The 26,122-nt window shown below is 55.1% G+C and carries 22 protein-coding genes; 10 read left to right on the forward strand and 12 right to left on the reverse strand.

Features of this window, described 5'->3' with window-relative positions:
* Positions 1-44: 44 nt before the first annotated feature.
* From HV340_RS20620 to aaeX, 4 genes are all read right to left on the reverse strand, one after another.
* On the reverse strand, positions 45-1,499 hold the full coding sequence (locus HV340_RS20620; protein WP_025202906.1) for an NAD-dependent succinate-semialdehyde dehydrogenase: 1,455 nt from the start codon (positions 1,497-1,499) through the stop codon (positions 45-47).
* 89 nt (positions 1,500-1,588) lie between these two features.
* The gene (gene aaeB / locus HV340_RS20625) at positions 1,589-3,556 is read right to left on the reverse strand and encodes a p-hydroxybenzoic acid efflux pump subunit AaeB (protein ID WP_014171852.1); all 1,968 of its coding nucleotides are present in this window, start codon (positions 3,554-3,556) and stop codon (positions 1,589-1,591) included.
* Positions 3,557-3,561: 5 nt separating this feature from the next.
* Positions 3,562-4,494, reverse strand: coding sequence for a p-hydroxybenzoic acid efflux pump subunit AaeA (gene aaeA / locus HV340_RS20630; protein ID WP_059305675.1), 933 nt, complete (start codon positions 4,492-4,494; stop codon positions 3,562-3,564).
* A 7-nt stretch (positions 4,495-4,501) separates the two neighbouring features.
* Positions 4,502-4,705 (reverse strand): p-hydroxybenzoic acid efflux pump operon protein AaeX, encoded by a 204-nt coding sequence (aaeX, locus tag HV340_RS20635; RefSeq protein ID WP_003860416.1) that lies wholly within the window; start codon positions 4,703-4,705, stop codon positions 4,502-4,504.
* Positions 4,706-4,884: 179 nt separating this feature from the next.
* On the opposite strand from aaeX, the gene aaeR reads away from it, so the two are divergent.
* Together aaeR and HV340_RS20645 are read left to right on the forward strand one after the other, a co-directional pair.
* Complete coding sequence (aaeR, locus tag HV340_RS20640; RefSeq protein WP_014171854.1) at positions 4,885-5,811, forward strand: HTH-type transcriptional activator AaeR; 927 nt, start codon at positions 4,885-4,887, stop codon at positions 5,809-5,811.
* Positions 5,812-6,029: 218 nt separating this feature from the next.
* A complete protein-coding gene (locus HV340_RS20645) occupies positions 6,030-6,644 on the forward strand; it encodes a YagU family protein (protein WP_020883508.1) in 615 nt (204 codons plus the stop codon).
* 51 nt (positions 6,645-6,695) lie between these two features.
* On the opposite strand, the gene tldD is transcribed toward HV340_RS20645, so the two are convergent.
* The 8 genes from tldD to csrD form a co-directional block, all read right to left on the reverse strand.
* Entirely contained in the window at positions 6,696-8,141 is a 1,446-nt protein-coding gene (gene tldD / locus HV340_RS20650) for a metalloprotease TldD (RefSeq protein ID WP_014171856.1), read from the reverse strand.
* A gap of 84 nt (positions 8,142-8,225) precedes the next feature.
* Positions 8,226-12,026, reverse strand: coding sequence for an AsmA2 domain-containing protein YhdP (gene yhdP, locus HV340_RS20655; RefSeq protein WP_059305674.1), 3,801 nt, complete (start codon positions 12,024-12,026; stop codon positions 8,226-8,228).
* Positions 12,027-12,068: 42 nt separating this feature from the next.
* Entirely contained in the window at positions 12,069-13,538 is a 1,470-nt protein-coding gene (gene rng, locus HV340_RS20660; RefSeq protein WP_014885432.1) for a ribonuclease G, read from the reverse strand.
* Positions 13,528-14,121 (reverse strand): nucleoside triphosphate pyrophosphatase, encoded by a 594-nt coding sequence (locus HV340_RS20665; RefSeq protein WP_014171859.1) that lies wholly within the window; start codon positions 14,119-14,121, stop codon positions 13,528-13,530. The genes rng and HV340_RS20665 overlap by 11 nt, the downstream gene beginning before the upstream one ends.
* A gap of 9 nt (positions 14,122-14,130) precedes the next feature.
* Positions 14,131-14,619, reverse strand: coding sequence for a rod shape-determining protein MreD (gene mreD, locus HV340_RS20670; RefSeq protein WP_014071997.1), 489 nt, complete (start codon positions 14,617-14,619; stop codon positions 14,131-14,133).
* A complete protein-coding gene (mreC, locus tag HV340_RS20675) occupies positions 14,619-15,635 on the reverse strand; it encodes a rod shape-determining protein MreC (protein ID WP_014171860.1) in 1,017 nt (338 codons plus the stop codon). Before mreC ends, mreD begins: the two co-directional genes overlap by 1 nt.
* Before the next feature lie 61 nt (positions 15,636-15,696).
* Positions 15,697-16,740 carry a rod shape-determining protein MreB gene (gene mreB, locus HV340_RS20680; protein ID WP_000913396.1) on the reverse strand — a complete coding sequence of 348 codons (1,044 nt, stop codon included), beginning with the start codon at positions 16,738-16,740 and terminating at the stop codon, positions 15,697-15,699.
* A 281-nt stretch (positions 16,741-17,021) separates the two neighbouring features.
* Complete coding sequence (gene csrD / locus HV340_RS20685; protein WP_014171861.1) at positions 17,022-18,962, reverse strand: RNase E specificity factor CsrD; 1,941 nt, start codon at positions 18,960-18,962, stop codon at positions 17,022-17,024.
* A gap of 182 nt (positions 18,963-19,144) precedes the next feature.
* Between csrD and HV340_RS20690 the strand changes: the two genes are divergently transcribed.
* The 8 genes from HV340_RS20690 (at position 19,145) to panF (ending at position 26,122) form a co-directional block, all read left to right on the forward strand.
* Positions 19,145-20,119: an MDR family oxidoreductase gene (locus HV340_RS20690; protein ID WP_020883505.1), complete on the forward strand. Its 975-nt coding sequence runs from the start codon at positions 19,145-19,147 to the stop codon at positions 20,117-20,119.
* A gap of 77 nt (positions 20,120-20,196) precedes the next feature.
* The gene (msrP, locus tag HV340_RS20695) at positions 20,197-21,198 is read left to right on the forward strand and encodes a protein-methionine-sulfoxide reductase catalytic subunit MsrP (RefSeq protein WP_020883504.1); all 1,002 of its coding nucleotides are present in this window, start codon (positions 20,197-20,199) and stop codon (positions 21,196-21,198) included.
* The gene (gene msrQ, locus HV340_RS20700; protein ID WP_014171864.1) at positions 21,199-21,798 is read left to right on the forward strand and encodes a protein-methionine-sulfoxide reductase heme-binding subunit MsrQ; all 600 of its coding nucleotides are present in this window, start codon (positions 21,199-21,201) and stop codon (positions 21,796-21,798) included.
* Positions 21,799-22,032: 234 nt separating this feature from the next.
* Positions 22,033-22,485 (forward strand): type II 3-dehydroquinate dehydratase, encoded by a 453-nt coding sequence (gene aroQ / locus HV340_RS20705; protein ID WP_014171865.1) that lies wholly within the window; start codon positions 22,033-22,035, stop codon positions 22,483-22,485.
* Positions 22,486-22,506: 21 nt separating this feature from the next.
* Positions 22,507-22,968 (forward strand): acetyl-CoA carboxylase biotin carboxyl carrier protein, encoded by a 462-nt coding sequence (gene accB, locus HV340_RS20710; protein ID WP_014171866.1) that lies wholly within the window; start codon positions 22,507-22,509, stop codon positions 22,966-22,968.
* A 10-nt stretch (positions 22,969-22,978) separates the two neighbouring features.
* Positions 22,979-24,328: an acetyl-CoA carboxylase biotin carboxylase subunit gene (accC, locus tag HV340_RS20715; protein ID WP_020883502.1), complete on the forward strand. Its 1,350-nt coding sequence runs from the start codon at positions 22,979-22,981 to the stop codon at positions 24,326-24,328.
* Positions 24,329-24,438: 110 nt separating this feature from the next.
* Complete coding sequence (locus HV340_RS20720) at positions 24,439-24,681, forward strand: YhdT family protein (RefSeq protein WP_006178860.1); 243 nt, start codon at positions 24,439-24,441, stop codon at positions 24,679-24,681.
* Positions 24,671-26,122 carry a sodium/pantothenate symporter gene (panF, locus tag HV340_RS20725; protein WP_020883501.1) on the forward strand — a complete coding sequence of 484 codons (1,452 nt, stop codon included), beginning with the start codon at positions 24,671-24,673 and terminating at the stop codon, positions 26,120-26,122. Before HV340_RS20720 ends, panF begins: the two co-directional genes overlap by 11 nt.

Raw genomic sequence — 26,122 nt, forward strand, 5'->3', positions numbered from 1 at the left:
GCCAGTCACCCAGTCCAGGCGAGCGGCCTGCGCCGCCCTGATTATTATAATCCCCCAATATGCAGGGTTTTGACTTCCAGATACTCTTCCAGCCCGAGCACGGACCCTTCACGCCCAAGGCCAGACTCTTTTACCCCACCAAACGGCCCCAGCTCTGTGGAGACGGCACATTCGTTAATTCCTATCATCCCGCTTTCGATGGCCTGCGACACGCGGAAGACACGTGCCAGATTTTGGGTATAGAAGTAAGCCGCCAGGCCATATGGCGTGTTGTTGGCACGCTGGATAACTTCATCTTCCGAGGTAAAACGGAAGCAGGCCGCAACCGGGCCAAACGTCTCTTCTTCAGCCAGTTTCATGCCTTCATGGCAATCGCCCAGGACAGTTGGCATCCAGAAATTGCCGCCAAGCGAATGGGGTTTACCGCCCGCCAGAACGGTCGCACCCCGGGCCACGGCATCTTCAACGTGTTCACGTACCTTATCGACGGCGGAGGATTCGATCAGCGGCCCCACGATGACGCCCTCTTCCAGACCATTCCCAACCTTCAGGGCCTTCACCGCATCGGCAAGCTTATTCACAAATTTGTCGTAGACGGTTTCCTGGATATAGAAACGGTTAACGCTGACGCAGACCTGGCCGGCATTGCGGAATTTATTGGCGATAGCCCCTTTAACGGCAGCCTCGATATCCGCATCTTCAAAGACGATATACGGCGCATTGCCCCCCAGCTCCATCGACACTTTCTTCATGGTTTCTGCGGCGTTACGCACCAGCGTTTTGCCGACGGAAGTCGAGCCGGTAAAGGAGATTTTCCGCACCTCATGGCTCGCCATAATCGCGTCACTGATCTCATGCGTATTCCCGGCTACGGCGTTGAGTACCCCATCCGGTACACCGGCCTGTTTTGCCAGCGTAAGCAGCGCGAAGGCGCTGAGAGGTGTGTTATTTGCCGGTTTGATTACCCCGGTACACCCTGCCGCCAGCGCCGGACCTAATTTACGGGTGAGCATGGCCATCGGGAAGTTCCACGGCGTAATCGCCGCGACCACGCCGATGGGCTCGCGGGTCGCCAGGATGCGGGAGCCCGGTTTGATCGGTGGAATAATTTCGCCGTTCGCGCGCTTGGCCTCTTCGGCGAACCACTGGATAAAACTCGCGGCGTATTCCACCTCGCCTTCCGCTTCTTTCAGGGGCTTGCCCTGTTCGGTGGTCATTAAACGCCCGAGCCAGCTTTTGTTCTCAATGATCAGTTCGTACCAGCGGTAGAGAATTGCCGAACGCGCTTTCGCGGTTTTGGCGCGCCATGCCGGGAAAGCTTTGGCCGCCGCGGCAATGGCGTCTTCGGTTTCTGCTTTGCCGGCTTTGGCTACTCTGGCGATGACCTCACCGGTAGCCGGGTTCAGCACATCAAACGTCGTGTCCAGCGTTTTCCATATGCCGTTGACCAGATAACCGGTCTGAAAAAGGTGATTATCCTGAAGCGCCTGGGTTGTCATGTGTCCTCCCTTCCTGAATGTAAGAGCATGCTGGAATAAGTATAGCCACAAAAAAACCGACGCTTTTGGCGTCGGCTTTTTTACTTCAGTCAGTTATCCGTAAGGGCGTTCTGATAGCGATGCAGCATAAACACCAGCCGTCCTACCGGCTCTGTCACCTGAGGTGGCGCTTCCCAGACTTTCAGCTTCTCCTGGTAGATATCCAGCTCTTCAAGCAGTTGCTTAAAGTAACGACGTCGTTTGTCATCGCTGGAGGCGGAAAGCACGTGGTCGGCCGTCCGACGCAGCTGGCGGTGGAAAGCCGACAGATCGTCATTGATGGGCACGGGGGCATTACGCAAACGCTGGTGCGCGATAATCATGGTCAAGGCCAGACGGAACTTGGCGATGTCACCCGGGAACTTGTTCAGCAGTAAAAACAGCTGCTGATAGAGCGCCGGCAGGTGGTTCTCTTTGCGACGCGCGGTATTGGTGGTCATGGACGACACAGCAGCCGAGACAAACTGATTCAACAGCACGCGGCCCGTCCGTGCCTGAGAGTTATCCCGCACCAGCAGAATGACCATCATCGCCAGGAAACAACCCACCAGCTGACCTAAGGCGCTGTCTAAGAACTGGCTGAAATGGAAGGTCATCGGGTTATCCAGCACAATGATGTTAATCGTACTGGCCAGGGCACCCAATGAACCCAGCCGACGTTTTTGCACTTCGATTCCGATAAAGAACGCCATCACCGCGAGGCTAATACAGAGCAGTAACATGCTCTGCTGGGTCGAGGGAATGATCACCAGAAAATAGAACGCGCCAATCGGCAGTGCAGCAATTGTGCCGAACAGGAAATCAATGGCCACCATGCGCGGATTCGGAAGACGCATCGCCAACGCGGTAACGACGGCGATCATCACCATCGCGCCGCTGCCGGAGGTCCAGCCGGTCCACAGCCAGAACAGCGTGCCGAGCATACAGGCAAGCGTTGTTCGCCAGAAGTTAACCATCGCGTGATGGCGTTCGGCGGATTCTGCCTTGATCACCACTTCACCCTGCAGCACCTCTTCCTCCACCGCGCTGATTTTGGTGTTACTGATCACACCGCGTTTCAGCAACAGGTAGCGCGTCGCGGCCCCGACCCAGGTATAGATCGTCACTGGCGTATCACGATCCCCGGTCCAGGCAATGACCCGGCGCATGCGTTTAAGCTGTTTGTGTACGTCCTGCACGGTTTCCACCGGCTCAGCAAACAGCTCGCGGAAGGTATCGGTTACCGCGTCCGGGCGGGTGTTTTGGATCAGATAGGTTTCACACGCCTGGGTAATCAGCGTTAAGGAGACGGTGTTGATGGCTTTAAGGCGGCGGTTGGCACGGGCCCAGCGCGAAGACTCCATGTTCAGATTGCTGCGCATTCCTTCCAGCGCCGTGGTGCGGCGCACCAGAGCGCTCCAGGCTTTATCCACCTCTTCGCTGTCACCATGCTTAATACAGAGCTGCATCAACTGATACTGGGCAACAATCAGCGCATCCAGTTCACGATCCACTTCCTGCTTAATGGAGCGAGGAGAGAAAAGCAGGTCAGCGACAATGGCACTGACAATACCGATGACAATCTCACTGCAGCGCTCTACGGCAAACTGCGGGGCAAGCAGCGGTTCGCTTTGAATGGTGATGATAATAATCAGCGCGGTATAACCGGCCAGACCCCAGGCGTAGGAGTTCTCCACTTTCACCAGCGACGAGAGCCAGGTACAAAAGCCCGCCCAGATACAGCACACCATCAGCATCAGCAGCGGCGTGCGGATCATCAATATGATGATGGTCAGTGCGGCGAAACAGCCAATAAATGTCCCAATGATGCGCAGCATCCCACGGTAGCGGATCGCCCCGGAGTAAGGTTCCCCGCCCGCAGCAAAGGCAGGCCCTGCCGCCACAATCGCCGCCGTCAGTACGGCCCAGCGGGGGGTTTCCAGCTGAAAGTGGAAGCCGACAAACAGCGCCAGCACAATGGCACACGCCAGCTTAACGGCGAAGCGAATGTGCTGGCTGGCGATGGAAAAGATCCCCATAACGATTAACCAAACTCGCGCAGGCGATGGGCAATTTTACGGAAGATGGAGTCCTGGCTGGCGTCACGGTCTTTTTCACCGGTGATCACCACCGTCGCCGTGGTCCCGGCAGGCCACAGATTGCCCTGCTGTTCATCCAGATGGATACGCACCGGCACACGCTGGGCCAGACGTACCCATTCCAGGTTGGAATCCACCGTCGCCATCCCTTTAGTATCGTTAGAGCTGCTGGAGTTAGTGACCCCCGCGGCTACGCTGTCGACGGTGCCTTTCAGCACACGGTTGCTGCCAAGCGGCGTAATTTCAGCCCGGAACCCCGGACGCACGCCTTCCAGTTTGGTTTCTTCCATATAGGCGAGCACGTAGAAGGAGTTCTGTTTAACCAGCGCCACGGCGGTTGAGCCGCGGGTGATAAACTCCCCGGTATAAACATTCAGGTTGGTGATCCAGCCATCGGCAGGTGCGCGGATCACGGTGCGCTCAAGATCGAGCCGGGCAAGATCGCGCGTCGCTTGCGCTTTGGCCAGCTGATGCAGCACGGTTTGCAGGACGTTATTGGACTGGTCAATCTCTTCGCGGGACATCGCCTGAACACCCAGTTGGTTACGGCGACCTGCCTCACGGCGTTTCTCGGAAGCCAGCGCCTGATAATAGGCCACATCCGCTTCAGCTTCTTCTAACGCTTTCTGATAACGCGGCTGGTCGATGGTGAAGAGTACCTGATCTTTTTTCACCAGCTGGTTATCGTGGACATTGACCGCAGTGATGAGACCCGCCACGTCGGGGGCGATTGCCACGACATCAGCGCTAAAGCGTGCATCACGCGTCCACGGTGATTCAGTGTAATAGACCCAGGCGCGGAAAATAGCGATGAACGCGAGGATAACGAGCGCCATGGTGATGGCAGTGCGGGAGATTTTTCTTGTTAGCGTTTTCACATCAACCTCAGACAAACATGCGCGATATCAGGTAAAACAGGCAGCAATACAGCGCGGTATTGAACAATGCAGGATGCCAGACAAAATCGTAGATCCCGGTGGGGACCAGCACCTTGCGCACCAGCCAGAAAATTGCCAGTGATAAAAGAAGCTCGAAAAATATCGGTGGGAACGACAAACCGAACACCACGATAACGGGAAACAGACTCATGTTGACCTTGATTAGAGAGAGTGCAGGCTTCAGACTTTTTTAGCGCACGCCACCGCAGGAGAGCAAGAAACGCCGGGCGAGAATGGCGCAGCCGTTATGTAATTAATAATATATTAACGTAACTGTTATGCTGTTATCTATAATATGTGATCTAAATCACTTTTAAGTCAGAGTTAACAATGGAACGTCTAAAACGGATGTCGGTCTTTGCCAAAGTGGTTGAACTTGGCTCTTTTACCGCCGCTGCACGTCAGCTTCAGATGAGCGTCTCTTCCATCAGCCAGACCGTGTCCAAACTGGAAGATGAGCTGCAGGTCAAGCTACTCAACCGCAGCACCCGCAGCATTGGGCTGACGGAAGCGGGTAAGATTTACTATCAGGGTTGTCGCCGCATGCTGCTTGAAGTGCAGGATGTGCACGAACAACTTTACGCCTTCAACAACACGCCTATCGGTACGCTGCGCATCGGTTGTTCTTCAACTATGGCACAAAATGTTCTCGCCGCCATGACCGCTGACATGCTGAAAGAGTACCCGGGATTAACCGTCAATCTGGTCACGGGCATTCCCGCCCCGGACCTGATTGCCGACGGGTTGGACGTGGTGATCCGCGTGGGGGCATTGCAGGACTCCAGCCTCTTCTCCCGGCGGCTGGGCAGTATGCCAATGGTGGTCTGCGCCTCGAAAAGCTATCTGGCTCAGTACGGGGTGCCGGAGAAACCCGCCGATCTCACCAACCACTCCTGGCTGGAGTACAGCGTTCGCCCCGACAATGAATTTGAGCTGATTGCCCCCGAAGGGATTTCCACCAGACTGCTGCCGGAAGGACGGTTCGTCACCAACGATCCGATGACCATCTCGCGCTGGCTGGTGGCCGGTGCCGGGATCGCGTATGTGCCGTTAATGTGGGTGATCAACGAGATCAACAGCGGTGTACTGGAGATCCTCTTCCCGCGCTATCAGTCCGATCCGCGTCCGGTGTACGCGTTGTATACCGAGAAAGACAAACTGCCACTCAAGGTTCAGGTGTGCATAAACTATCTGACCGAGTATTTTGTGGACGTGGCGGAGTTGTTTCAGGGAATGCGCGAAAGACGAAAGGAATAACCTTTAATTTCCCAAAAGTATATTTGTGATGAATATTCCAGGATGATACAGACCGTCATTCAGGAATATTCCTTCGCCCCTGCCAGGAATAGCGAATTGACACTGCCGCCATCTGCGCCTTACCTTATAAACAGTCTGACAGTCAGGCTGTTATTAATTTGTTACTGATATGAATAATAAAATGTATTTCTCAGGATGACGTTAAACAAGGAAAAGAAATGAATATATTTGAACAAACACCGCCTTCACGCAGGCGCTATGGACTCGCCGCGTTCATTGGTTTGATTGCAGGGATTGTCTCCGCCTTCGTAAAATGGGGAGCAGAGGTGCCGCTTCCGCCGCGAAGCCCTACCGATTTATTCACCAGCGCATGCGGACCGGAGCAATTAATAAGAGCCGCAGGTCAGATTGATTGTTCCCGCAATTTTTTAAATCCTCCTTATGTATTTTTACGCGACTGGCTGGGCATTGCTGACCCTAACGCCGCGGTTTATACCTTTGCCGGACATATATTTAACGCGGTCGGCGTAACACATATTATTTTCTCTATCGTCTTTGCTGTAGGGTATTGTGTAGTTGCTGAAGTCTTCCCAAAAATTAAACTCTGGCAAGGTTTACTGGCGGGTGCGTTAGCACAGCTTTTTGTTCACATGATCTCCTTCCCGCTGATGGGGCTGACACCCCCGCTGTTCGAACTGCCCTGGTACGAACACGTCTCAGAGATCGTGGGGCATTTGATCTGGTTCTGGTCGATTGAAATCATTCGTCGTGACCTACGCAACCGCATCACGCACGAGCCAGACCCGGAGATCCCGCTGGGTAACGCACGTTAAAAAAAATGGCGCGACTTTTACAGTCGCGCCATTTTTTCAGATTGGTTCAGATCAGGCGGTGCCGCCCACCGTCAGGTTATCCACTTTCAGCGTTGGCTGACCGACGCCAACCGGCAGGCTCTGGCCCTCTTTACCGCAAACACCAACGCCGTTATCCAGTTTCAGATCGTTACCGACCATGGAGATTTGCTGCATGGCTTCAATACCGGAGCCAATCAGGGTCGCCCCTTTCACCGCTTTGGTCACTTTGCCTTTCTCAATCAGATACGCTTCTGAAGTGGAGAAGACGAACTTACCAGAGGTGATATCTACCTGACCGCCACCAAAGTTTGGCGCGAAGATGCCGTAATCAACGGACTCGATGATCTCCTGCGGTGTGGATTTACCCGGCAACATGTAGGTGTTCGTCATACGCGGCATCGGCAGGTGCGCGTAGGATTCACGACGGCCGTTGCCCGTTGGCGCAACGCCCATCAGACGCGCGTTGAGTTTGTCCTGCATGTAGCCTTTCAGTACGCCATTTTCGATCAGCACGTTGTACTGCCCGGGCGTACCTTCATCGTCGATTGAAATCGAGCCACGGCGATCCTGCATCGTGCCGTCATCAACCACGGTACAGAGTTCAGAAGAGACGCGTTGTCCCATCTGGCCGCTGAATACGGAGGTGCCGCGACGGTTAAAATCGCCTTCCAGGCCGTGGCCCACCGCTTCGTGCAGCAGCACGCCAGGCCAGCCTGCGCCGAGTACCACCGGTAATGTACCGGCGGGTGCCGCCACGGCAGACAGGTTCACCAGCGCCATGCGCACGGCTTCTTTTGCCCACGCGTCAGCGCGTGCTTCACCGTCAACATCGCCCAGGAACCAGTCATAACCAAAACGACCGCCGCCACCGCTTGAACCGCGCTCACGCTTACCATCGTCTTCAACCTGCACGCTGACAGAAAGACGTACCAGCGGACGCACATCCGCTGCCAGCGTGCCGTCTGTCGCCGCGACCAGGATCAGTTCATAGACACCGCTCAGGCTGGCAGAGACTTCCTGCACGCGTTTATCCGCAGCGCGTGCGACTTTATCCACGCGGCGCAGGATATCCAGTTTCTCTTCACGGCTCATGCTCTGCAGGGGATCGATACTGGTATAGAGTGCAGAGTGCTGCACTTCACCCAGCGTCTTCACGCGACCGTCACCGGTTTCGCGCACGATAGTCCGCGCGGCCAGCGCGCTCTGCTCCAGTGCGGCCAGGCTAATCTGGTCGGCATAAGCAAAACCGGTTTTCTCGCCGCTGACGGCACGTACACCGACACCCTGGTCAATGTTATAAGAGCCATCTTTAATGATGCTGTCTTCTAAAACCCAGGATTCGTGATAGCTCGACTGGAAATAGAGATCGCCGTAGTCGAGACGGCGTTCGGTCAGTTGACCAAGAATGGAGAACAGGTCCTGATGGCTCAGGCCGTTCGCTGCGAGCAAATGTTCACTTACCAGGTTCAGACTCATCGTATTGCTACTCGTTCGTTGCCGCCCGTGGCGGTATATAAATCGTATTTATTGAGAGTGAGGCAATTACCTGCCCACGTCAAATCATTGCTGTGCATCTTTGCGCGGCTGGCGCAGCACTTCATTAATCTGCGGTTTATCCACCGGCCCGGTGATGCGATAGCGCAGAATAGAGACTTTGCTCCACAGCGGCCCCAGCACTTTACTGGCGGCAAACACCGCCGCACCGACAATAGGGTTCACCACAAAAGCCGCCGCGACGCCGACGGTGGCAGAAATTTCAGGTGCTACCACCGCTTCCATATCCAGTTCGCGGCGCACGAGGTTGACCGAGCCTTTCATCGCAATATCCGCTTCCAGGCCGTCCACCAGCGTATCGTCGGTATGCAGCACCCCGTCTTTGATCCATGCCGTACTGCGGATGGAGTCGTAATAGAAACCTTCGCTGAAGGTATCGCTAAAGTCGAAACGCAGCTTACGCAGCAGGGCATCAAAGCTCAACAGACGCAGTATCTGGCCCGCATGCCCGGTACTCACATCGGCAATCTCACCCTTGCCAAAGCGGGTTTTCAGAATGCCGTTCAGCGAGGCTTCATCCGGCGTCCACGGTGCCGCACGCCAGTGGAGATCGTAATTCACGTCAAATGATGAACCCCGCAGCGGCGTGCTGATGCCAAAGAAGTTAGCCACGGAATCCAGTTTATTGCCCTTGATGTCGCCCTTCAAAGAGGTTCGCTGCTCGCCCGGGTTATTAACCCACTCCCCGGCGGCCCTCAGACGGCCAAAGCCGGTGTCGATAAGTCCGCCCGCAAGGCTCAGCGTATTCCCCTTAATGGCGAAATCGCCGTCAATACGGCCATACTTTTGACCCCAAAGCCAGCACTCAGCACAGCGTAGCTGGAGATCGGGCCAGCCGCTGAAGTCGATACGGGTTGGGTTATTCAACGGCGCCGTATTTGACGGACGATCTTTTCCGCTCGCGGTGGCCGGGTTGTAGTAAAGATAGCGAATCGCCGCCTGCCACGGCGCGTTGTCGCGCATGGTCAACGTGCCATTGATCTCCCGGCCCTGGGCTTCGACTTTTGACCCGTTCGCCGTTGGCTGCGAAACAATGCTCAGGTTATTCCACTGCTGTCCACCCAGCATCAGCGACGGCGTACGAACAGTAATGCTCTGCGGGAACTGGGCAGCCTCATCAACGTTTTGGCCTACGCCCTTCTGGAACAGAGCCAGCCACTCGGCCCCGTCCATTGGTGGCAGATTAAGCTCAATGCCGGTGTGATCGGGCAGCGGCGGCGTGGTACGGCTGTCCGTCGTCCAGATGGCTCTGTCGAGCGTGAGCTTACGGTTAAGCAGCCAGCGGCTGTTGAAATGGTTTTTCTCACCCGCACTGCCGGTCAGCGCGAAGCTGTTAAGATTGCCATCGACGTTAACCTTTATTGGCAGGGGTTGACCGGACGATTTATCCAGCGGTGCAGGCAACTGGCTCTGAATGTTTTTCAGATCGCCGGTGATATCAACTTTATAGCGCGCACCGGCGTGATAAGGCAGTTCAATTGCCACCTTGCCATTCCAGGAGACTGTACCGTTAACGGACTCCTCAATCGGCTTCGGCAGAACATCCATGCGCGATGGCTGCCAGTTGCCGTCCAGGTTGACGGCTACCTGATAAGCTTTCTCGCCCTCGGTGGTCGAGAAATCAATATTCACAGGCTGATTAAACCAGCTGGCCGTGAGCGGCTCGCTCTTCAGATTACCGTTCTCAAAGCTAAATTGCCCGCTGAGATTCTTCAGGGTGCTTTCAAGCGGCTTAATATACAGGCTGTTGTTATTGAGACGGACGTCGCCTTTGGCGGTGGTCATTTCACCGTCGAGCGGGATATCAAGATGTAAGCGAGCACTCACATCGCCATCCAGCTGCAGCTGCTGAAGGGTGGCTGCCAGTGACTCTTTCAGCGGCGTGTCTTCAAAATAGGGGCCGACCGCTTTCCCGGGGCCGTTAATGTCGGCATCAATCAAAAGCTTCTCTTTTGAGTAATCCGGAATGTTTGCCGTCAGGTTACTGGCCGTTACGCCGCCCAGCGCCACGTTGTCTGCCTTCATCCATAATCCGTCATTGATAAAATTAAGTTCAATGTCGAGATTTTTCAGCGCAGGCCAGCCCGGCTGGAAGGCAAAGGTGGCATTGTGCAGCGGCACCAGCACCTGGAATTGACCTTCATTGTGCTTGTACGGGAAAAGATGCGGATTACCGCCGTAGACCAGGGTGGCATTATCCGCCTGACCGCCCTGGATCGCGCCGCTCAGATAGTCTACCAGCGCTTTGCCCATCAGGTTCTCGGGGAAGTAGCGCCAGGCCTGAGAACCGTCGTTAGTGCTGATCCCGGCCAGAATACCCAGCCACGGCTCTTCACCTTCAGGCTGCAGATAGCGGAAATCGCCACGCGCATGCACCGCTTTGGCTTTCACATCGATATGGCGCCCATCCAGCTGGAAGCCTTTATCGTTACGCAGCCAGTTGAGCACCGCATTGCCTTGTTCAATTTCCAGCGGCGCACGGAAGACCGTTTCGTAAGGCATTCTGGCGTCATGCATATCGACCGTTAGCCTGCCGTTCTCAACGCTCCCTTCCAGCTTACCGCTGAAGTTTTCCGCGCCCGGTAACATCTTCCACTGCTTCCAGGCCAGACCTTTCCATGCGGCCTGAAAACGGGTCTTTTCCGTGGCCTGAAGCGGGATATCCAGCGCCAGCGAATCTATCTTTCCGCTTGGCTGCGTTGCCAGCCAGATCTCCCCCAGGTCCGGAGAGAGCTTGGCGGCCATCGAGCGCAGACCTTCTATTGCGGCCAGATCAAGGTTGCTGGCGCGAATACGCAGCTCGTCACTGCGTTTGCTGGTCGCCCCACCGACATCCTGCTCCGGCATCCAGGCCAGCGTCAGAGCACCGCGCGGCCAGGGTTTGTTATCCATGGTGATGCGTGTGTCCGGAATGGCAAACTGCCAGCCCTCTTTCTCTTTCGTCACGTGCGCGGTGAGGTTATCGACCGAAAGTTGATGCTGCTGTTTTTCGCCCTTCCAGCTTGCGCCCCCCTGCTTAAGCCAGATATCGCCGCTGGCAAATACCCCTTTCGTCAGGGTCATCCAGCCTTCAAGGCTAAAACGGGCGGTTTCCAGCTGCATATTTTGCTGTAACCAGTCGCCGAGCCACGGCTTAACATCCACGTCGTCGGCCTGCAGCCATACCTTGCCGTTATTTAACAAACCGTCGTCGTCGCGCAGATCCATACGAACCTGCATCACGCCGTGCTGGCCGTTCAGGCTGGAGAGATTCACCTGTCCTTCCGCGCGATGGCGTTCTTTGCCGTTGAGCCAGGTCAGCTGTGGGATCGCCAGTTCAGCGCGCTGCCCGGAGAGGGTAATAAAGCTCACTTCGCTGTCGCGCAGATCGAAATGATCGAACTGACGCAGGAAGAGATCGCTGAAGCGGTTGGTTGCAAGGCTCTGATTGCTATCGCCACCGGACAGCGGGGTATTGGTCAGAAACTGAAGCTGATAAAAGGTGAGATCGCGGAACTGCCAGCGAAAATGGAGCAGGCTTTGCCAGACATCCAGCGCCAGGGTAACGCGTTTGATTTTCAGATAGCCGCCATCTTTCAGGCTGGCATTGATATCCCGGACATCAAGCGTCGGGCCAAAATTCTGCCAGCTGGCGCTTATCTGGCTCACGTCCACCGGGACACCGGTGGTGGATTCGATTTTTGCCAGCAGCTGCGGACGCCAGCTGTCCAGATGCGGTAAAACGAGGCGCAGCCCGCTCACGAGCAACGCGACAATCACGACCAGCGTTGCCCCTGTAAGCAATAAAATCCCCGGCAATCGCCTCACTCATCTCTCCTTGTCAGCTTTGGTCACGCGGCGTACCGCGTCTTACATCATCACGACGTCAAACTGCTCCTGGTTATAGAGCGGTTCGATTTGAACTTTTACCTGTTTGCCGACAAAGATTTCCACTTCCGCCAGCGCGTGCGACTCTTCGCCTTTCAGCGCTTCAGCCACCGCAGGGGAAGCATAGACCAGAAAACGATCGGAGTCGTAGGCATGATGAACGCGAACGATTTCACGCATGATCTCGTAGCAGACGGTCTCAACCGTCTTTACTGTGCCACGTCCGTGGCAGGTTGGGCATTCATTGCACAGCACGTGCTCCACGCTTTCGCGGGTACGCTTACGCGTCATTTCCACCAGCCCCAGCTGTGAGAAGCCGTTGATGCTGGTTTTCACGCGATCTTTACTCAGTGCCTGCTCCAGCGAGTGCAGCACACGACGGCGATGGTCTTCATTACTCATATCGATAAAGTCGATGATGATAATGCCACCCAGATTGCGCAGGCGAAGCTGGCGGGCGATGGCCTGCGTGGCTTCGATGTTGGTATTAAAGATGGTGTCATCCAGGTTGCGATGGCCGACAAACGCGCCGGTGTTGATATCCACCGTCGTCATCGCTTCGGTCTGATCGATGATCAGATAGCCGCCGGACTTCAGTTCAACCTTGCGTTCCAGCGCTCGCTGGATCTCATTTTCGACGTCATAGAGATCGAAGATAGGCTGACGCCCCGTGTAATGCTCCAGCAGGCCAGGCATTTCGGGAATGTATTCGGCGGTAAATTCCAGCAGTGCTTCATAGGTCAGGCGGGAATCCACGCGAATTCTGTCGAGCTGTGCATCGGCAAAATCACGCAGGACGCGCTGAGCAAGCGCCAGTTCGCCGTAAAGCTGGTAGCGGGTCTGGTTGCGTTTTTTACGCTCCATGACTTTGGTCCAGACGCGCTTGAGATAAGCCGCATCAGACGCCAGATCGTCTTCACTGATCCCTTCTGCGGCGGTACGGATGATAAACCCGCCCTGTTCATCGCAGTAAGCGCTGACCACTTTTTTAAGACGCTCGCGCTCGCTTTCGCTCTCAATGCGCTGCGAAACGCCCACGTGCGACGCGCCAGGCATAAAGACCAGATAACGGGAAGGCAAGGTAATGTCGGTCGTCAGACGGGCGCCTTTCGTGCCCAGCGGATCTTTGACGACCTGCACCATCAGATCCTGGCCCTGACGCACCAGTTCGGAGATATCGCGCACGGCAAACTGCTTTTGCTCTTCGCCCGCGACGCACTCGGTATGCGGCATAATGTCGGAGGCATGTAAAAATGCCGCCTTATCCAGTCCAATATCTACAAAAGCCGCCTGCATACCCGGTAGTACACGACTGACACGACCTTTGTAGATATTGCCTACTATTCCGCGCCGCGCTTCACGCTCAATATGAATTTCCTGAAGAATGCCACCATCAATATAGGCCACACGGGTTTCCGATGGCGTTACGTTTACCAACAATTCAGCCGTCATAATTATCCCTTCCCTCACGCAGTGAGTTAAAATTGCTCAGCAACTCATACGTTTCCACCAGCGGTAAGCCGACTACGGCGTGATAGCTGCCATTAATCTTCCTGACAAAACAGCCACCCAGCCCCTGAATACCGTATGCACCTGCCTTATCCATCGGTTCACCGCTGGTGATATAAGCGGCGATCTCGTCGTCGGTAAGCACTCTGAATGTCACGTCCGTCACCACCAGGCAATCCAGCACGTGCTGGCTGTCCGCCAGCGCGACGGCGGTCATTACCTGATGTGTTTGTCCGGACATTTTGCGCAGCATGCGCGCCGCATGTTCAGCGTCGTGCGGTTTCTCAAGCACTTCACCGTTAAGAATAACGATGGTATCTGCCCCCAGCACCGGCAAGTCACGCGGCGTTTGCGCCACGCCTGCCTGCGCTTTCTCACGCGCCAGTCGAGAAACGTACTGCTGGGCACTTTCGCCTTCAGCGCGTTTCTCTTCGATGCCCGTAACAATGCGTTCAAAGGAGACGCCCAGCTGAGTGAGCAACTCCTGACGACGCGGAGAACCAGAAGCAAGATATAGAGACGTCATAGAAACCTTTTATTGCACAGCAAACTGCTGGCGAACCTTACGCATCAGCAGGAACAGCCACGGCCAGAGCACACCGTTTACTACACTACTCCAGAACACTTCCGGTCGGAAAGAGACGTTGATCACTAAAAACTCTGCCCAGAAAACAACGATATCCGCAGCAAGCGACAACAACATCACCACCAGCGCCTGTTGCCAGAGCGCGAGGTTACGAAAGAGCTGGAATTTAAGTGCGACGAGGTACGCAATAATACTCATGGACAAGGCGCGCACGCCAAGCGTAGAGCCACTAATGAGATCCAGTATGGCACCCATCACAAAACCTGTGCCGACATTTACGCGGTGCGGCAGGGCAAGGATCCAGTAGAGCAAAATGAGCAATACCCAGTTTGGCCGGAAAACGAGAATGTCGTCCGGCCAGGGCATGATTTGCAGTAACAGCGCAATGAGAAATGAGAGCCAGATAACCCAGCGTCCCTGGCTACGGTAACTTGCCACTACTGCCCTCCCGAGGAGAGTTTAGGCGGTGGCGGTGCATCCGGCAGCGGCTGCGTTAGCCCCGTAGCAGGGGCCGGTACTGGCGCAGGGGGTCCCATGGCATCCGGTGCCGGCAGAACCTGCGGCATCATTTGCATCAGGCGTTCATTCGCGACGCGATGAACATCTTCAGGCGTCATGGGGTTAGCACCATTGCGGTCGGCGCCCCACAGCAGCAGCAGGTAGCGAAGACGCTGTAACCCCGCGGTTGGACGCGCCTGAATCACGGTATAGGCACGCTGCGTATCAAGCTTCACCGAAGAGACAACCGCAACCGGATACCCTTCAGGGAAACGTCCACCCAGACCCGACGTCACCAGAACGTCGCCCACACGAATGTCCGTGTTAGCCGGCAGATGTTCCAGCTGGAGATCGTCGGTACACCCGTTACCGGCCGCGATGACGCGAATGTCATTACGCAGTACCTGAATCGGCAGCGCATGCGTGGCATCGCAGATCAGCAGAACGCGGCTGGTCAGTTTGGCCACAGCAACAACCTGGCCTACAACGCCTTTATCACTGATAACAGGCTGACCTTCATACACACCGTTCACGCTTCCTTTGTCGATCACTACCTGATCGCTGTAAGGATCGTTGACGGTGGAGATCACCTGCGTCACCATCTTCTGCTCATCCTGACGCAGCGGCGAGCCAAGCAGCTCGCGCAGACGCGCGTTTTCCTGCTTATATTGTCCCAGCATCAGCAGCTCGCTGTTTTTCAACAGCAGTTCCTGACGTAATGCCCGGTTTTCGAGTTCGAGTTGGTCACGTGAAGACAACGTTTGAGAAACGGAGTCGAGCAACTCACGGGGACCATTTGAAATAAAGTAGAAAGGACTGACGGCGGTATCCATGTACGTTCTGATCTGACTGAACGTACCGAGGCGGCTATCGGCAATAATGACCCCAAGCGCAACCAGGACCGCCAGAATGAGGCGAAACTGTAGCGATGGGCCACGGCTAAAAATTGGCTTCATAGGCTATGCGTATTCTCGTGTCAGAGAGAAAGGGTAGCGATACGCTACCCTTTCACAATGACTACTCTTCGCTGAACAAGTCGCCGCCGTGCATGTCGATCATTTCCAGCGCCTTGCCACCACCACGGGCGACGCAAGTCAGTGGATCTTCTGCAACTACGACAGGAATACCTGTCTCTTCCATTAACAGGCGGTCGAGGTTACGCAGCAGCGCACCACCACCGGTCAGAACCATACCGCGCTCGGAGATGTCAGACGCCAGTTCTGGTGGGCACTGTTCCAGAGCAACCATCACTGCGCTCACGATACCGGTCAGAGGTTCCTGCAGCGCTTCCAGAATTTCGTTGGAGTTCAGGGTAAAGCCGCGTGGAACACCTTCAGCCAGGTTACGGCCGCGAACTTCGATTTCACGCACTTCATCGCCCGGGTAAGCGGAACCGATTTCATGCTTGATACGCTCTGCGGTCGCTTCGCCGATCAGGGAACCGTAGTTACGACGCACATAATTAATGATGGCTTCGTCGAAACGATCGCCACCGATACGTACGGAAGAGGAGTACACCACGCCGTTCAGGGAGATAACGGCCACTTCAGTGGTACCACCACCGATATCCACCACCATAGAACCGGTCGCTTCAGAAACAGGCAGACCCGCACCGATTGCCGCCGCCATTGGCTCTTCAATCAGAAACACTTCACGCGCGCCTGCACCCTGGGCTGATTCACGGATTGCGCGACGTTCAACCTGGGTGGCGCCAACCGGCACACACACCAGTACACGCGGGCTTGGGCGCATGAAGCTGTTGCTGTGAACCTGCTTGATGAAGTGCTGAAGCATTTTTTCAGTCACGAAGAAGTCAGCGATAACGCCGTCTTTCATTGGGCGGATTGCGGCAATGTTGCCAGGGGTACGTCCCAGCATCTGCTTCGCGTCATGACCCACAGCGGCTACGCTTTTCGGCGAGCCGGCACGATCCTGACGAATGGCCACAACGGAAGGCTCATTCAATACGATGCCTTGTCCTTTAACGTAAATAAGGGTATTCGCGGTACCCAGGTCAATGGACAGGTCATTGGAAAACATGCCACGAAATTTTTTCAACATACTAAGGGATAATCCTGAAAGCTGGGGCGGAAAACAAAATCCGCTTACTTTACCAACCACACGCAGCAGCGACAAGGCGCAAAAATCATCTGCAGCGGTGAAAATTTGTGCAGTACGTATCCTGATGTTACAAATCTTTCCCTGATTCCCTCAGGGCTGAGTACACAGTAGCGTCCCTCACTGACATTTGTAACCCGCTAAAGGTCGTTCACTGGCTTTTTGCTCGTCATACTCAAAGCTACAGGCGCGATATTCTACGTGAAAACGGATTAAACGGCAGGTCAAACAGAGTATCTTTGCAAATATTTTTTCACATTGGTGTCAAGCGGCTGAGAGGAGGCAAAAAAATCCCCCTGACCGCCCGTCACACCGCGCTCTGTCAACATCTGCCATTCGCTTCTGGAGCGCACGCCCGTGGCAAAGACTTGTGTTCGCGTTCCCTTGCACGCTTCCACCAGACTCTGTACCAGCAGCTGGTTTTCCGTGCGCTTTTCAATGTTCCTTACCAGCCCTGGATGCAACTTTAATAACTCCACATCCAGTTCCTTAATCCAGTTAGTACTGACCAGCGTTAAACCCGCCTGCGTGACCGCGACACGGGCACCTAGCGCATTAATCAACCGTACTACCGGACGTAACCGGCTGATGTGTTGACCCACATCCGCCTCAGCAAGTTCAAAAATAATGTGTTTGCGTTGCGATTTTTCGCATTGCATTAATGTATCACGCAACCAGCGCTGAAAACGCGGGCGAATTAACGACTCCACGGTAACCTGTAGCGCCAGGTTTTCTTCGGGCCAGAAGGACAAAAACGGCATGAGTCGTGTGATCTGCTGGCGGTCATACTCTTCAGAAAGCCCAAACTGCAGCACCATCGGTAAATATTCCGCGGAGATGACCTCTTCCGTACCGTCAAAAATACGGCACATCAGCTCACGGTGATGAACGTTCCCGTTTTTCATCACCGCCGGTTTTTGATAAATGCGCGGCCCGCCGCGGCTGAGCATTTGCTCTATCAACGTTCGCCAACGCACATTGCCGCGCCCTTTTTCCGGTAACGAATCGTCGTACACTGCCCAGCCGTTAGCGCCCTGCAACACGGCGTTGCGGGTTGCCGCTTCAGCATGTTCCATCACCTGTTCCGTCGACTGGCCGCCGCGCCAGGCACAGATGCCCATATGAACCATATCGTCCCTGTCGAGCATTTTGCTCTGCGGCAGCGCATCCACCGCTTTCAGCAGCTGGCTGGCGATGCTTTCTGACTCTTTCAGCGTACGGTGAGGCAGCAGCACGGCAAAATCGCTGCGGTGATAACGGGCCAGCAGCGCACCCGGATAACGCATAATAAAGGTGGAGAGCAGGTTGATCAGCGTAAAGAGATTCTCTTCCGCCACGCGCTGTCCCCAGGTGTCGCGCAGCAGATCGAAATCGGGCAGGCGAATCATCATGACAACACCGTGCGTCCCGACTTTTTCCGGATCGTCCAGCAACGTGGCCAGTTGATTATCAAAGAAAAGACGGTTGTTCAGCCCGGTTTTATTATCCTGCGCAGCGTAAGAGCGGATCAGCGTGTCCATACGGCTGCGCTGGTCGCTGGCGAACTGAATTTCTGAGAGCAGCGTATCCAGCGCACTGCTGGCACGTGCAGGCCATTCATGGATCGAGCCACGCACCTGCGGGCCGCGTTCACCGTTCAGTATTCGCACGGAACGCATCTCCAGCAGTTCCTGACCAGAGAGCTGACGGCGCAGCCAGCGAACCGCGAGAAAAATCAGCAGGACAATAAACGCGACGGCGACGGTGAGCGGCGCGGTGGTCATCATTGAGCGGAAGTAGCTGGCCATTGGATCGAGGTAGACCATGTTTATGGTCATGCCGGGGTTTTTAAGGGAGTGCACCGTCACTTCCCGGTACTGGCTTACCACGCCCGCAGGCCGATAGCTGTCCTGCCGGGCATGGCTTAAAACGTTATGCTTTCCCTGCAGAATGTCGATTTGGACAATATCGACAGGCACCATCAACTCATCCAGCTCGCGGGACAGCGCCGGCAGCGGGGTGGTGAGGAGACGATTATCAATCACCGACGCGACAGACTGCACCCGATTAACCAGCTTGTCCTGAATGGCGTTATAAAAGCTCAGAGAACAGCCAAGGAGCGTGACAAAAATGGTCAGCCCCGTCAGTAAGGTGATAAAAGCCGAGAACTTCGTCGTTAATCGCATCCTTGAGATAACTCCGTGGGTTGTGGGGGTAGCGAGTAAGCGCTAACTTGCATTTCAAATGCGGCATACTATCAAACCTGGCGTATCTGGCAATTTATTGCGTTAAATCGGCATTGCTTTTCCCTGAGGGAGTATAGTCTTCAGGAGCTATTTTCCAATCATCTGAGTCGTGAGGACCCTGTATGCAGGCTTTGATTTTAGAACAGCAGGACGGCAAAACGCTTGCCTCGGTGCAGGCCGTTGAAGAGAGCCGACTGCCGGCAGGCGAAGTGACCGTCGACATCGACTGGTCCAGTTTAAATTATAAAGATGCGCTGGCTATTACCGGGAAGGGTAAAATCATCCGAAATTTCCCTATGGTGCCAGGTATCGATTTTGCGGGCCGGGTTCATGCGAGCGAAGATCCGCGCTTCCATGCCGGCCAGCAGGTGCTGCTCACGGGCTGGGGCGTGGGCGAAAATCACTGGGGCGGGCTGGCGACACAGGCGCGCGTGAAAGGCGACTGGCTGGTGCCGATGCCACAAGGCCTGGATGGTCGTAAAGCGATGATCATCGGTACCGCAGGCTTTACCGCCATGCTGTGCGTGATGGCGCTGGAAGATGCCGGTATTCGCCCTGAATCGGGTGAGATCGTCGTGACCGGTGCCAGCGGTGGTGTGGGCAGCACGGCGGTAACATTGCTGCACAAACTGGGTTACCAGGTTGCGGCAGTTTCCGGGCGCGAGAGCACCCACGCGTACCTGCGTCAGCTCGGCGCTAATCGCATCCTGAGCCGCGACGAGTTTGCCGAAACCCGTCCACTGGAAAAACAGCTCTGGGCAGGTGCGGTAGATACCGTCGGTGACAAAGTGCTGGCAAAAGTGCTGGCGCAGATGAACTACGGCGGCTGCGTGGCAGCCTGTGGTCTGGCGGGCGGTTTTGCCCTGCCCACCACCGTGATGCCCTTTATTCTGCGTAACGTTCGCCTGCAGGGTGTTGATTCCGTGATGACCCCGGCGGCGCGCCGCATTGCGGCCTGGGAACGTCTGCAGCGCGATTTGCCGGACACGTTCTTTACTCAGAGCGCAACCGAAATCACGCTTAGCCAGGCGCCTGAATATGCCAGCAAGATCATGGACAACCAGTTCCACGGCCGCGCGCTGGTGAAAATTGCCTAATCTTCAAATTTTCGTGACATATTCGCGCTAATCCCTCTCCTCCGTCATGCTTAGAAAAACGCATGACGGAGGATGCCATGAAAACCCGAAAACTGACGGAAGCCGACGTAACGTCGGAATCTGTCTTTATGTTACAGCGCCGCCAGATCCTGAAAATGCTTGGCATCAGCGCCACCGCACTGACGCTTTCCCCTGCGGCTCATGCCGACCTGCTCGACTGGTTTAAAGGTAACGATCGCCCGAAAGCCCCTTCTGGCGCCCCGCTCACCTTTACGAAACCCGCTCAGTGGCAAAACACACTGACGCTCACGCCGGAAGACAAAGTGACCGGCTATAACAATTTCTACGAATTTGGTCTCGATAAGGCCGATCCTGCGGCCAACGCGGGAAGTATGAAAACCGATCCGTGGACGCTGAAAATCGACGGTGAAGTGGCAAAACCGCTGACGCTGGACCATCACGATCTCACCACCCGTTTCCCACTGGAAGAGCGTATCTACCGCATGCGCTGCGTGGAAGCCTGGTCGATGGTCGTGCCCTGGGTAGGCTTCCCGCTGCATAAACTGCTGGCGATGGTTGAACCCACCAGCAACGCAAAATATGTCTCTTTCCAAACGCGCTACGCCCCGGACGAGATGCCGGGCCAGAAAGATCGGTTTATCGGCGGTGGGCTTGCGTATCCGTATGTCGAAGGGTTACGGCTCGACGAAGCGATGCATCCTCTTACGCTGCTGACCGTCGGTGTTTACGGCAAAGCACTCCCGCCGCAGAACGGCGCGCCTGTTCGCTTAACGGTGCCGTGGAAGTACGGTTTTAAAGGGATTAAATCTATCGTCAGCATTAAGCTCACCCGCGAACGTCCCCCCACGACCTGGAACCTGGCGGCGCCTGACGAATATGGCTTTTTTGCCAATGTGAACCCGCACGTCGATCATCCCCGCTGGTCACAGGCCACCGAGCGATTTATCGGTTCCGGCGGCGCGCTGGATGTGAAGCGTCAGCCAACACTGCTGTTTAACGGCTACGCTGATGAAGTGGCGTCGCTTTACCGTGGCCTTAATTTACGGGAGAACTTCTGAGTGCGTTTAACGGCAAAACAGATAACCTGGCTGAAAGTGCTGTTGCACTTAGCCGGGTTGCTTCCTTTTATCTGGTTATTCTGGGCCGCCAGCCAGGGGCTTTTTAGCGCTGATCCGGCAAAGGATATCCAGCACTTTACCGGTCGGATGGCTCTGAAATTTTTACTGGCGACCTTGCTGGTGTCACCGTTAGCGCGCTACGCTAAACAGCCATTATTGATACGCACCCGCCGGCTTTTGGGGCTATGGTGTTTTGCCTGGGCGACGCTCCATTTGACCAGCTACGCCTTGCTGGAACTGGGCATTAACAACCTGGCACTGTTGGGCCGCGAACTGGTTACCCGTCCGTACCTGACGTTAGGTATCGTGAGCTGGCTGGTGTTACTGGCATTAGCACTGACATCAACGCAATATGCACAACGTACATTGGGCAGGCGCTGGCAACTGCTGCACAACTTCGTCTATCTTGTCGCGATCCTCGCACCCATCCATTATCTGTGGTCGGTGAAGATCCTCTCCCCGCAGCCCATACTCTACGCGCTGCTGGCTGTGGCGCTTTTAGCATGGCGTTACAAGAAGTTCCGTCAGTGGTTGCGATAATTCGCGAAACTGTGCGTTTTCCCGCAGAATCCCTGTCAACCGCGAATCTTTTTCGGATAGCGGTTGATAATCTTCCCTGATAAGACCAGTATTTAGCTGCCAAATGCTACGAAATCGTTATAATGTGCGACTTTGGTTTACCCGACAGCGGTTTTAGGCCTCTGAAAAGGTGACAATCGTGCTTCGAAGGTATATTTTGTTTTTTACCGGAGAATCGCAGGAGATAGCGGCACAATGGCTGATAAGTTCCATATCTTAGTTTTAAACGGACCGAACCTGAACATGCTCGGCACCCGCGAGCCAGAGAAGTACGGCTCGCTAACATTGAGTGAAATTGTTAACCGTCTGAGCACGGAAGCAACGTCGCTGAATGTGGATTTGGATCATTTTCAGTCGAACGCGGAGTACGCAATCATCGACCGTATTCATCAGGCTAAAGACACTGTGGACTATATCCTGATCAATCCGGCCGCGTTTACGCACACCAGTGTTGCTATTCGCGACGCACTGCTCGCAGTGAGTATCCCGTTTATCGAGATCCACCTGAGCAACGTGCACGCCCGAGAGCCGTTCCGCCACCATTCCTATCTATCAGATATCGCCGCTGGCGTTATTTGCGGACTGGGCGCTGACGGCTATTCATACGCTTTACAGACAGCGGTAAAACGCTTGTCACAATCACACTAAACAAGAGTACGGAACCCACTCATGGATATTCGTAAGATTAAAAAACTGATCGAGCTGGTTGAAGAATCAGGCATCTCCGAACTGGAAATTTCTGAAGGCGAAGAGTCTGTACGCATCAGCCGTGCAGCCCCAGCCGCTAGCTTCCCGGTAATGCAGCAGGCTTATGCTGCGCCAGTGCAGCAGCCTGCGCTTTCCGCAGCCGTTGCACCAGCAGCTGAAGCCGCACCTGCCGCTGCAGCAGAAATCAGTGGTCACATCGTACGTTCCCCAATGGTTGGTACTTTCTACCGCACCCCGAGCCCGGACGCGAAAGCGTTCATCGAAGTGGGTCAGAAAGTCAACGCAGGCGATACCCTGTGCATCGTTGAAGCGATGAAAATGATGAACCAGATCGAAGCAGACAAATCAGGCACTGTGAAAGCGATTCTGGTCGAAAGTGGTCAGCCGGTTGAATTTGACGAGCCGCTGGTCGTCATCGAGTAACGAGGCGAACATGCTGGATAAAATTGTTATCGCCAACCGCGGCGAGATTGCACTGCGTATTCTTCGTGCCTGTAAAGAACTGGGCATCAAGACCGTCGCTGTGCACTCAAGCGCGGATCGCGATTTAAAACACGTATTGCTGGCGGATGAGACGGTCTGTATTGGCCCGGCTCCGTCCGTAAAAAGCTATCTGAACATCCCGGCTATCATCAGCGCCGCTGAAATCACCGGCGCGGTGGCAATTCATCCGGGTTATGGCTTCCTCTCTGAGAACGCCAACTTTGCTGAGCAGGTTGAGCGCTCTGGCTTTATCTTCATCGGCCCGAAAGCTGACACTATCCGCCTGATGGGCGACAAAGTGTCCGCAATCACCGCGATGAAAAAAGCCGGTGTTCCAACCGTACCGGGCTCTGACGGTCCTCTGACCGACGACATGGATGCTAACCGTGCTCATGCGAAACGCATTGGCTATCCGGTTATCATCAAGGCGTCCGGCGGCGGCGGCGGTCGCGGTATGCGCGTTGTGCGTAGCGATGCTGAACTGGCTCAGTCCATCTCCATGACCAAAGCGGAAGCGAAAGCAGCTTTCAGCAATGACATGGTGTACATGGAAAAATACCTGGAAAACCCACGCCACATCGAAATTCAGGTGCTGGCTGACGGTCAGGGTAACGCTATCTATCTGGCAGAACGTGACTGCTCCATGCAGCGTCGTCACCAGAAAGTGGTTGAAGAAGCGCCAGCACCGGGCATTACGCCGGAACTGCGTCGCTACATCGGCGAGCGTTGTGCTAAAGCCTGTGTCGATATCGGCTATCGCGGTGCGGGTACTTTCGAGTTCCTGTTCGAAAACGGCGAGTTCTACTTCATTGAGATGAACACCCGTATTCAGGTAGAACACCCGGTTACCGAAATGATTACCGGCGTTGACCTGATCAAAGAACAGCTGCGTATCGCTGCGGGTCAGCCTCTGTCCATCAAACAGGAAGAAGTTGTGGTCAAAGGCCATGCGGTGGAATGCCGTATCAACGCCGAAGACCCGAATACCTTCCTGCCAAGCCCGGGTAAAATCACGCGTTTCCACGCGCCGGGTGGCTTTGGTGTGCGTTGGGAGTCTCATATCTACGCGGGTTACACCGTACCCCCGTACTATGACTCCATGATCGGTAAGCTTATCTGCTACGGCGAAAACCGTGACGTGGCAATTGCCCGCATGAAGAACGCCCTGCAGGAGCTGATCATCGACGGTATCAAAACCAACGTTGAACTGCAGATGCGTATCATGAGCGACGAGCACTTCCAGAATGGTGGGACTAACATCCACTATCTGGAGAAAAAACTCGGTCTGCAAGAGAAGTAAGCGCGCAGTCACGCCAAAAAGGCCGGATAATCCGGCCTTTTTTTATTTCTGGGGATCGGAAAGCCCCATCATGTACAATCCCCGCTTTATTCATCCACAAGGGACAAAAAATGGACAAGCGTTTTGTTCAGGCCCATAAAGAAGCGCGATGGGCGCTGTGGCTGACCCTTCTCTATCTTGCCGCATGGTTGGTGACCGCTTACTTACCTGACTCGGCTATTGGCATTACCGGCCTGCCTCACTGGTTCGAAATGGCCTGCCTGCTGGTGCCGCTGGTCTTTATCCTGCTGTGCTGGGCAATGGTGAAATTTATCTACCGGGATATCCCGCTGGAGGATGATGATGCAGCTTGAAGTCATTCTGCCGCTGGTCGCGTATCTGGTGGTCGTGTTTGGTTTGTCCGTTTATGCAATGCGTAAGAGAACCACCGGCACTTTCCTGAATGAGTATTTCCTCGGCAGTCGCTCGATGGGCGGTGTCGTGCTGGCCATGACGCTTACCGCCACCTATATCAGCGCCAGCTCGTTTATAGGTGGCCCCGGTGCAGCCTATAAATACGGGTTAGGCTGGGTGCTGCTGGCAATGATTCAGCTGCCTGCCGTCTGGCTCTCACTGGGTATACTGGGTAAAAAGTTTGCCATTCTGGCACGCCGTTATAACGCCGTGACGCTCAACGATATGCTGTTTGCGCGCTACCAGAGCCGTCTGCTGGTGTGGCTGGCAAGCTTAAGCCTGCTGGTCGCGTTTATTGGTGCAATGACGGTGCAGTTCATCGGCGGGGCACGTCTGCTGGAAACCGCTGCAGGGATCCCCTATGAGACGGGCCTTATCATCTTTGGGGTGAGCATTGCGCTGTATACCGCGTTTGGCGGATTTCGCGCCAGCGTGCTGAACGATACGCTGCAGGGGATGGTGATGCTCGTTGGCACAATCGTTCTGCTGGTGGGAATTGTTCACGCCGCAGGTGGTCTGAGCCATGCCGTTGAAACTCTGGAAGCGATTGACCCGAAACTGATTTCCCCGCAGGGTGCGGATGATATCCTTTCGCCAACATTTATGACGTCGTTCTGGGTGCTGGTGTGCTTTGGTGTTATTGGCCTGCCGCATACCGCCGTGCGTTGTATCTCGTATAAAGACAGCAAAGCCGTTCACCGGGGTATTATTATCGGGACGGTCGTTGTTGCAATCCTGATGTTCGGCATGCATCTGGCGGGTGCGTTAGGACGTGCGGTGATCCCCGACCTTACGGTTCCCGATTTGGTGATCCCGACCCTGATGGTCAAAGTGCTTCCGCCTTTTGCCGCGGGGATATTCCTCGCCGCGCCAATGGCCGCCATAATGTCGACCATTAACGCCCAGCTACTGCAGAGTTCCGCTACGATCATTAAAGATCTCTATCTGAACCTGCGTCCTGAGCAGGTTCAAAATGAACGACGCCTGAAGCGTATGTCGGCGGTGATTACGCTCGTTTTAGGCGCGCTGCTGCTGTTAGCCGCATGGCGTCCGCCGGAGATGATCATCTGGCTGAACCTGCTGGCGTTTGGCGGCCTTGAAGCCGTCTTCCTGTGGCCGCTGGTATTGGGCCTCTACTGGGAGCGCGCCAACGCTGCCGGCGCCCTGAGCGGCATGATTGTCGGCGGTGTGCTGTATGCCGTGCTAGCTACATTTAAAATTCAGTACCTGGGCTTCCATCCTATTGTGCCTTCGTTACTGTTAAGTTTACTGGCGTTTGTGGTCGGGAACCGTTTCGGTCAGCCTGTCCCACAGCCCGCTACGATTTCTACTGATAAATAA

It is taken from the genome of Enterobacter sp. RHBSTW-00975, assembly GCF_013615235.1.
In the GTDB taxonomy this organism is placed as follows: Bacteria; Pseudomonadota; Gammaproteobacteria; order Enterobacterales; family Enterobacteriaceae; genus Enterobacter; species Enterobacter ludwigii.

What these genes read in the sequence shown, in the direction of transcription:
- HV340_RS20620 (WP_025202906.1), bottom strand. Translation starts at nt 1,499, where the DNA reads ATGACAACCCAGGCGCTTCAGGATAATCACCTTTTTCAGACCGGTTAT.
- aaeB (WP_014171852.1), bottom strand. Translation starts at nt 3,556, where the DNA reads ATGGGGATCTTTTCCATCGCCAGCCAGCACATTCGCTTCGCCGTTAAG.
- aaeX (WP_003860416.1), bottom strand. Translation starts at nt 4,705, where the DNA reads ATGAGTCTGTTTCCCGTTATCGTGGTGTTCGGTTTGTCGTTCCCACCG.
- aaeR (WP_014171854.1), top strand. Translation starts at nt 4,885, where the DNA reads ATGGAACGTCTAAAACGGATGTCGGTCTTTGCCAAAGTGGTTGAACTT.
- HV340_RS20645 (WP_020883508.1), top strand. Translation starts at nt 6,030, where the DNA reads ATGAATATATTTGAACAAACACCGCCTTCACGCAGGCGCTATGGACTC.
- tldD (WP_014171856.1), bottom strand. Translation starts at nt 8,141, where the DNA reads ATGAGTCTGAACCTGGTAAGTGAACATTTGCTCGCAGCGAACGGCCTG.
- rng (WP_014885432.1), bottom strand. Translation starts at nt 13,538, where the DNA reads ATGACGGCTGAATTGTTGGTAAACGTAACGCCATCGGAAACCCGTGTG.
- HV340_RS20665 (WP_014171859.1), bottom strand. Translation starts at nt 14,121, where the DNA reads ATGACGTCTCTATATCTTGCTTCTGGTTCTCCGCGTCGTCAGGAGTTG.
- mreC (WP_014171860.1), bottom strand. Translation starts at nt 15,635, where the DNA reads ATGAAGCCAATTTTTAGCCGTGGCCCATCGCTACAGTTTCGCCTCATT.
- mreB (WP_000913396.1), bottom strand. Translation starts at nt 16,740, where the DNA reads ATGTTGAAAAAATTTCGTGGCATGTTTTCCAATGACCTGTCCATTGAC.
- csrD (WP_014171861.1), bottom strand. Translation starts at nt 18,962, where the DNA reads ATGCGATTAACGACGAAGTTCTCGGCTTTTATCACCTTACTGACGGGG.
- HV340_RS20690 (WP_020883505.1), top strand. Translation starts at nt 19,145, where the DNA reads ATGCAGGCTTTGATTTTAGAACAGCAGGACGGCAAAACGCTTGCCTCG.
- msrP (WP_020883504.1), top strand. Translation starts at nt 20,197, where the DNA reads ATGAAAACCCGAAAACTGACGGAAGCCGACGTAACGTCGGAATCTGTC.
- aroQ (WP_014171865.1), top strand. Translation starts at nt 22,033, where the DNA reads ATGGCTGATAAGTTCCATATCTTAGTTTTAAACGGACCGAACCTGAAC.
- accB (WP_014171866.1), top strand. Translation starts at nt 22,507, where the DNA reads ATGGATATTCGTAAGATTAAAAAACTGATCGAGCTGGTTGAAGAATCA.
- accC (WP_020883502.1), top strand. Translation starts at nt 22,979, where the DNA reads ATGCTGGATAAAATTGTTATCGCCAACCGCGGCGAGATTGCACTGCGT.
- HV340_RS20720 (WP_006178860.1), top strand. Translation starts at nt 24,439, where the DNA reads ATGGACAAGCGTTTTGTTCAGGCCCATAAAGAAGCGCGATGGGCGCTG.
- panF (WP_020883501.1), top strand. Translation starts at nt 24,671, where the DNA reads ATGCAGCTTGAAGTCATTCTGCCGCTGGTCGCGTATCTGGTGGTCGTG.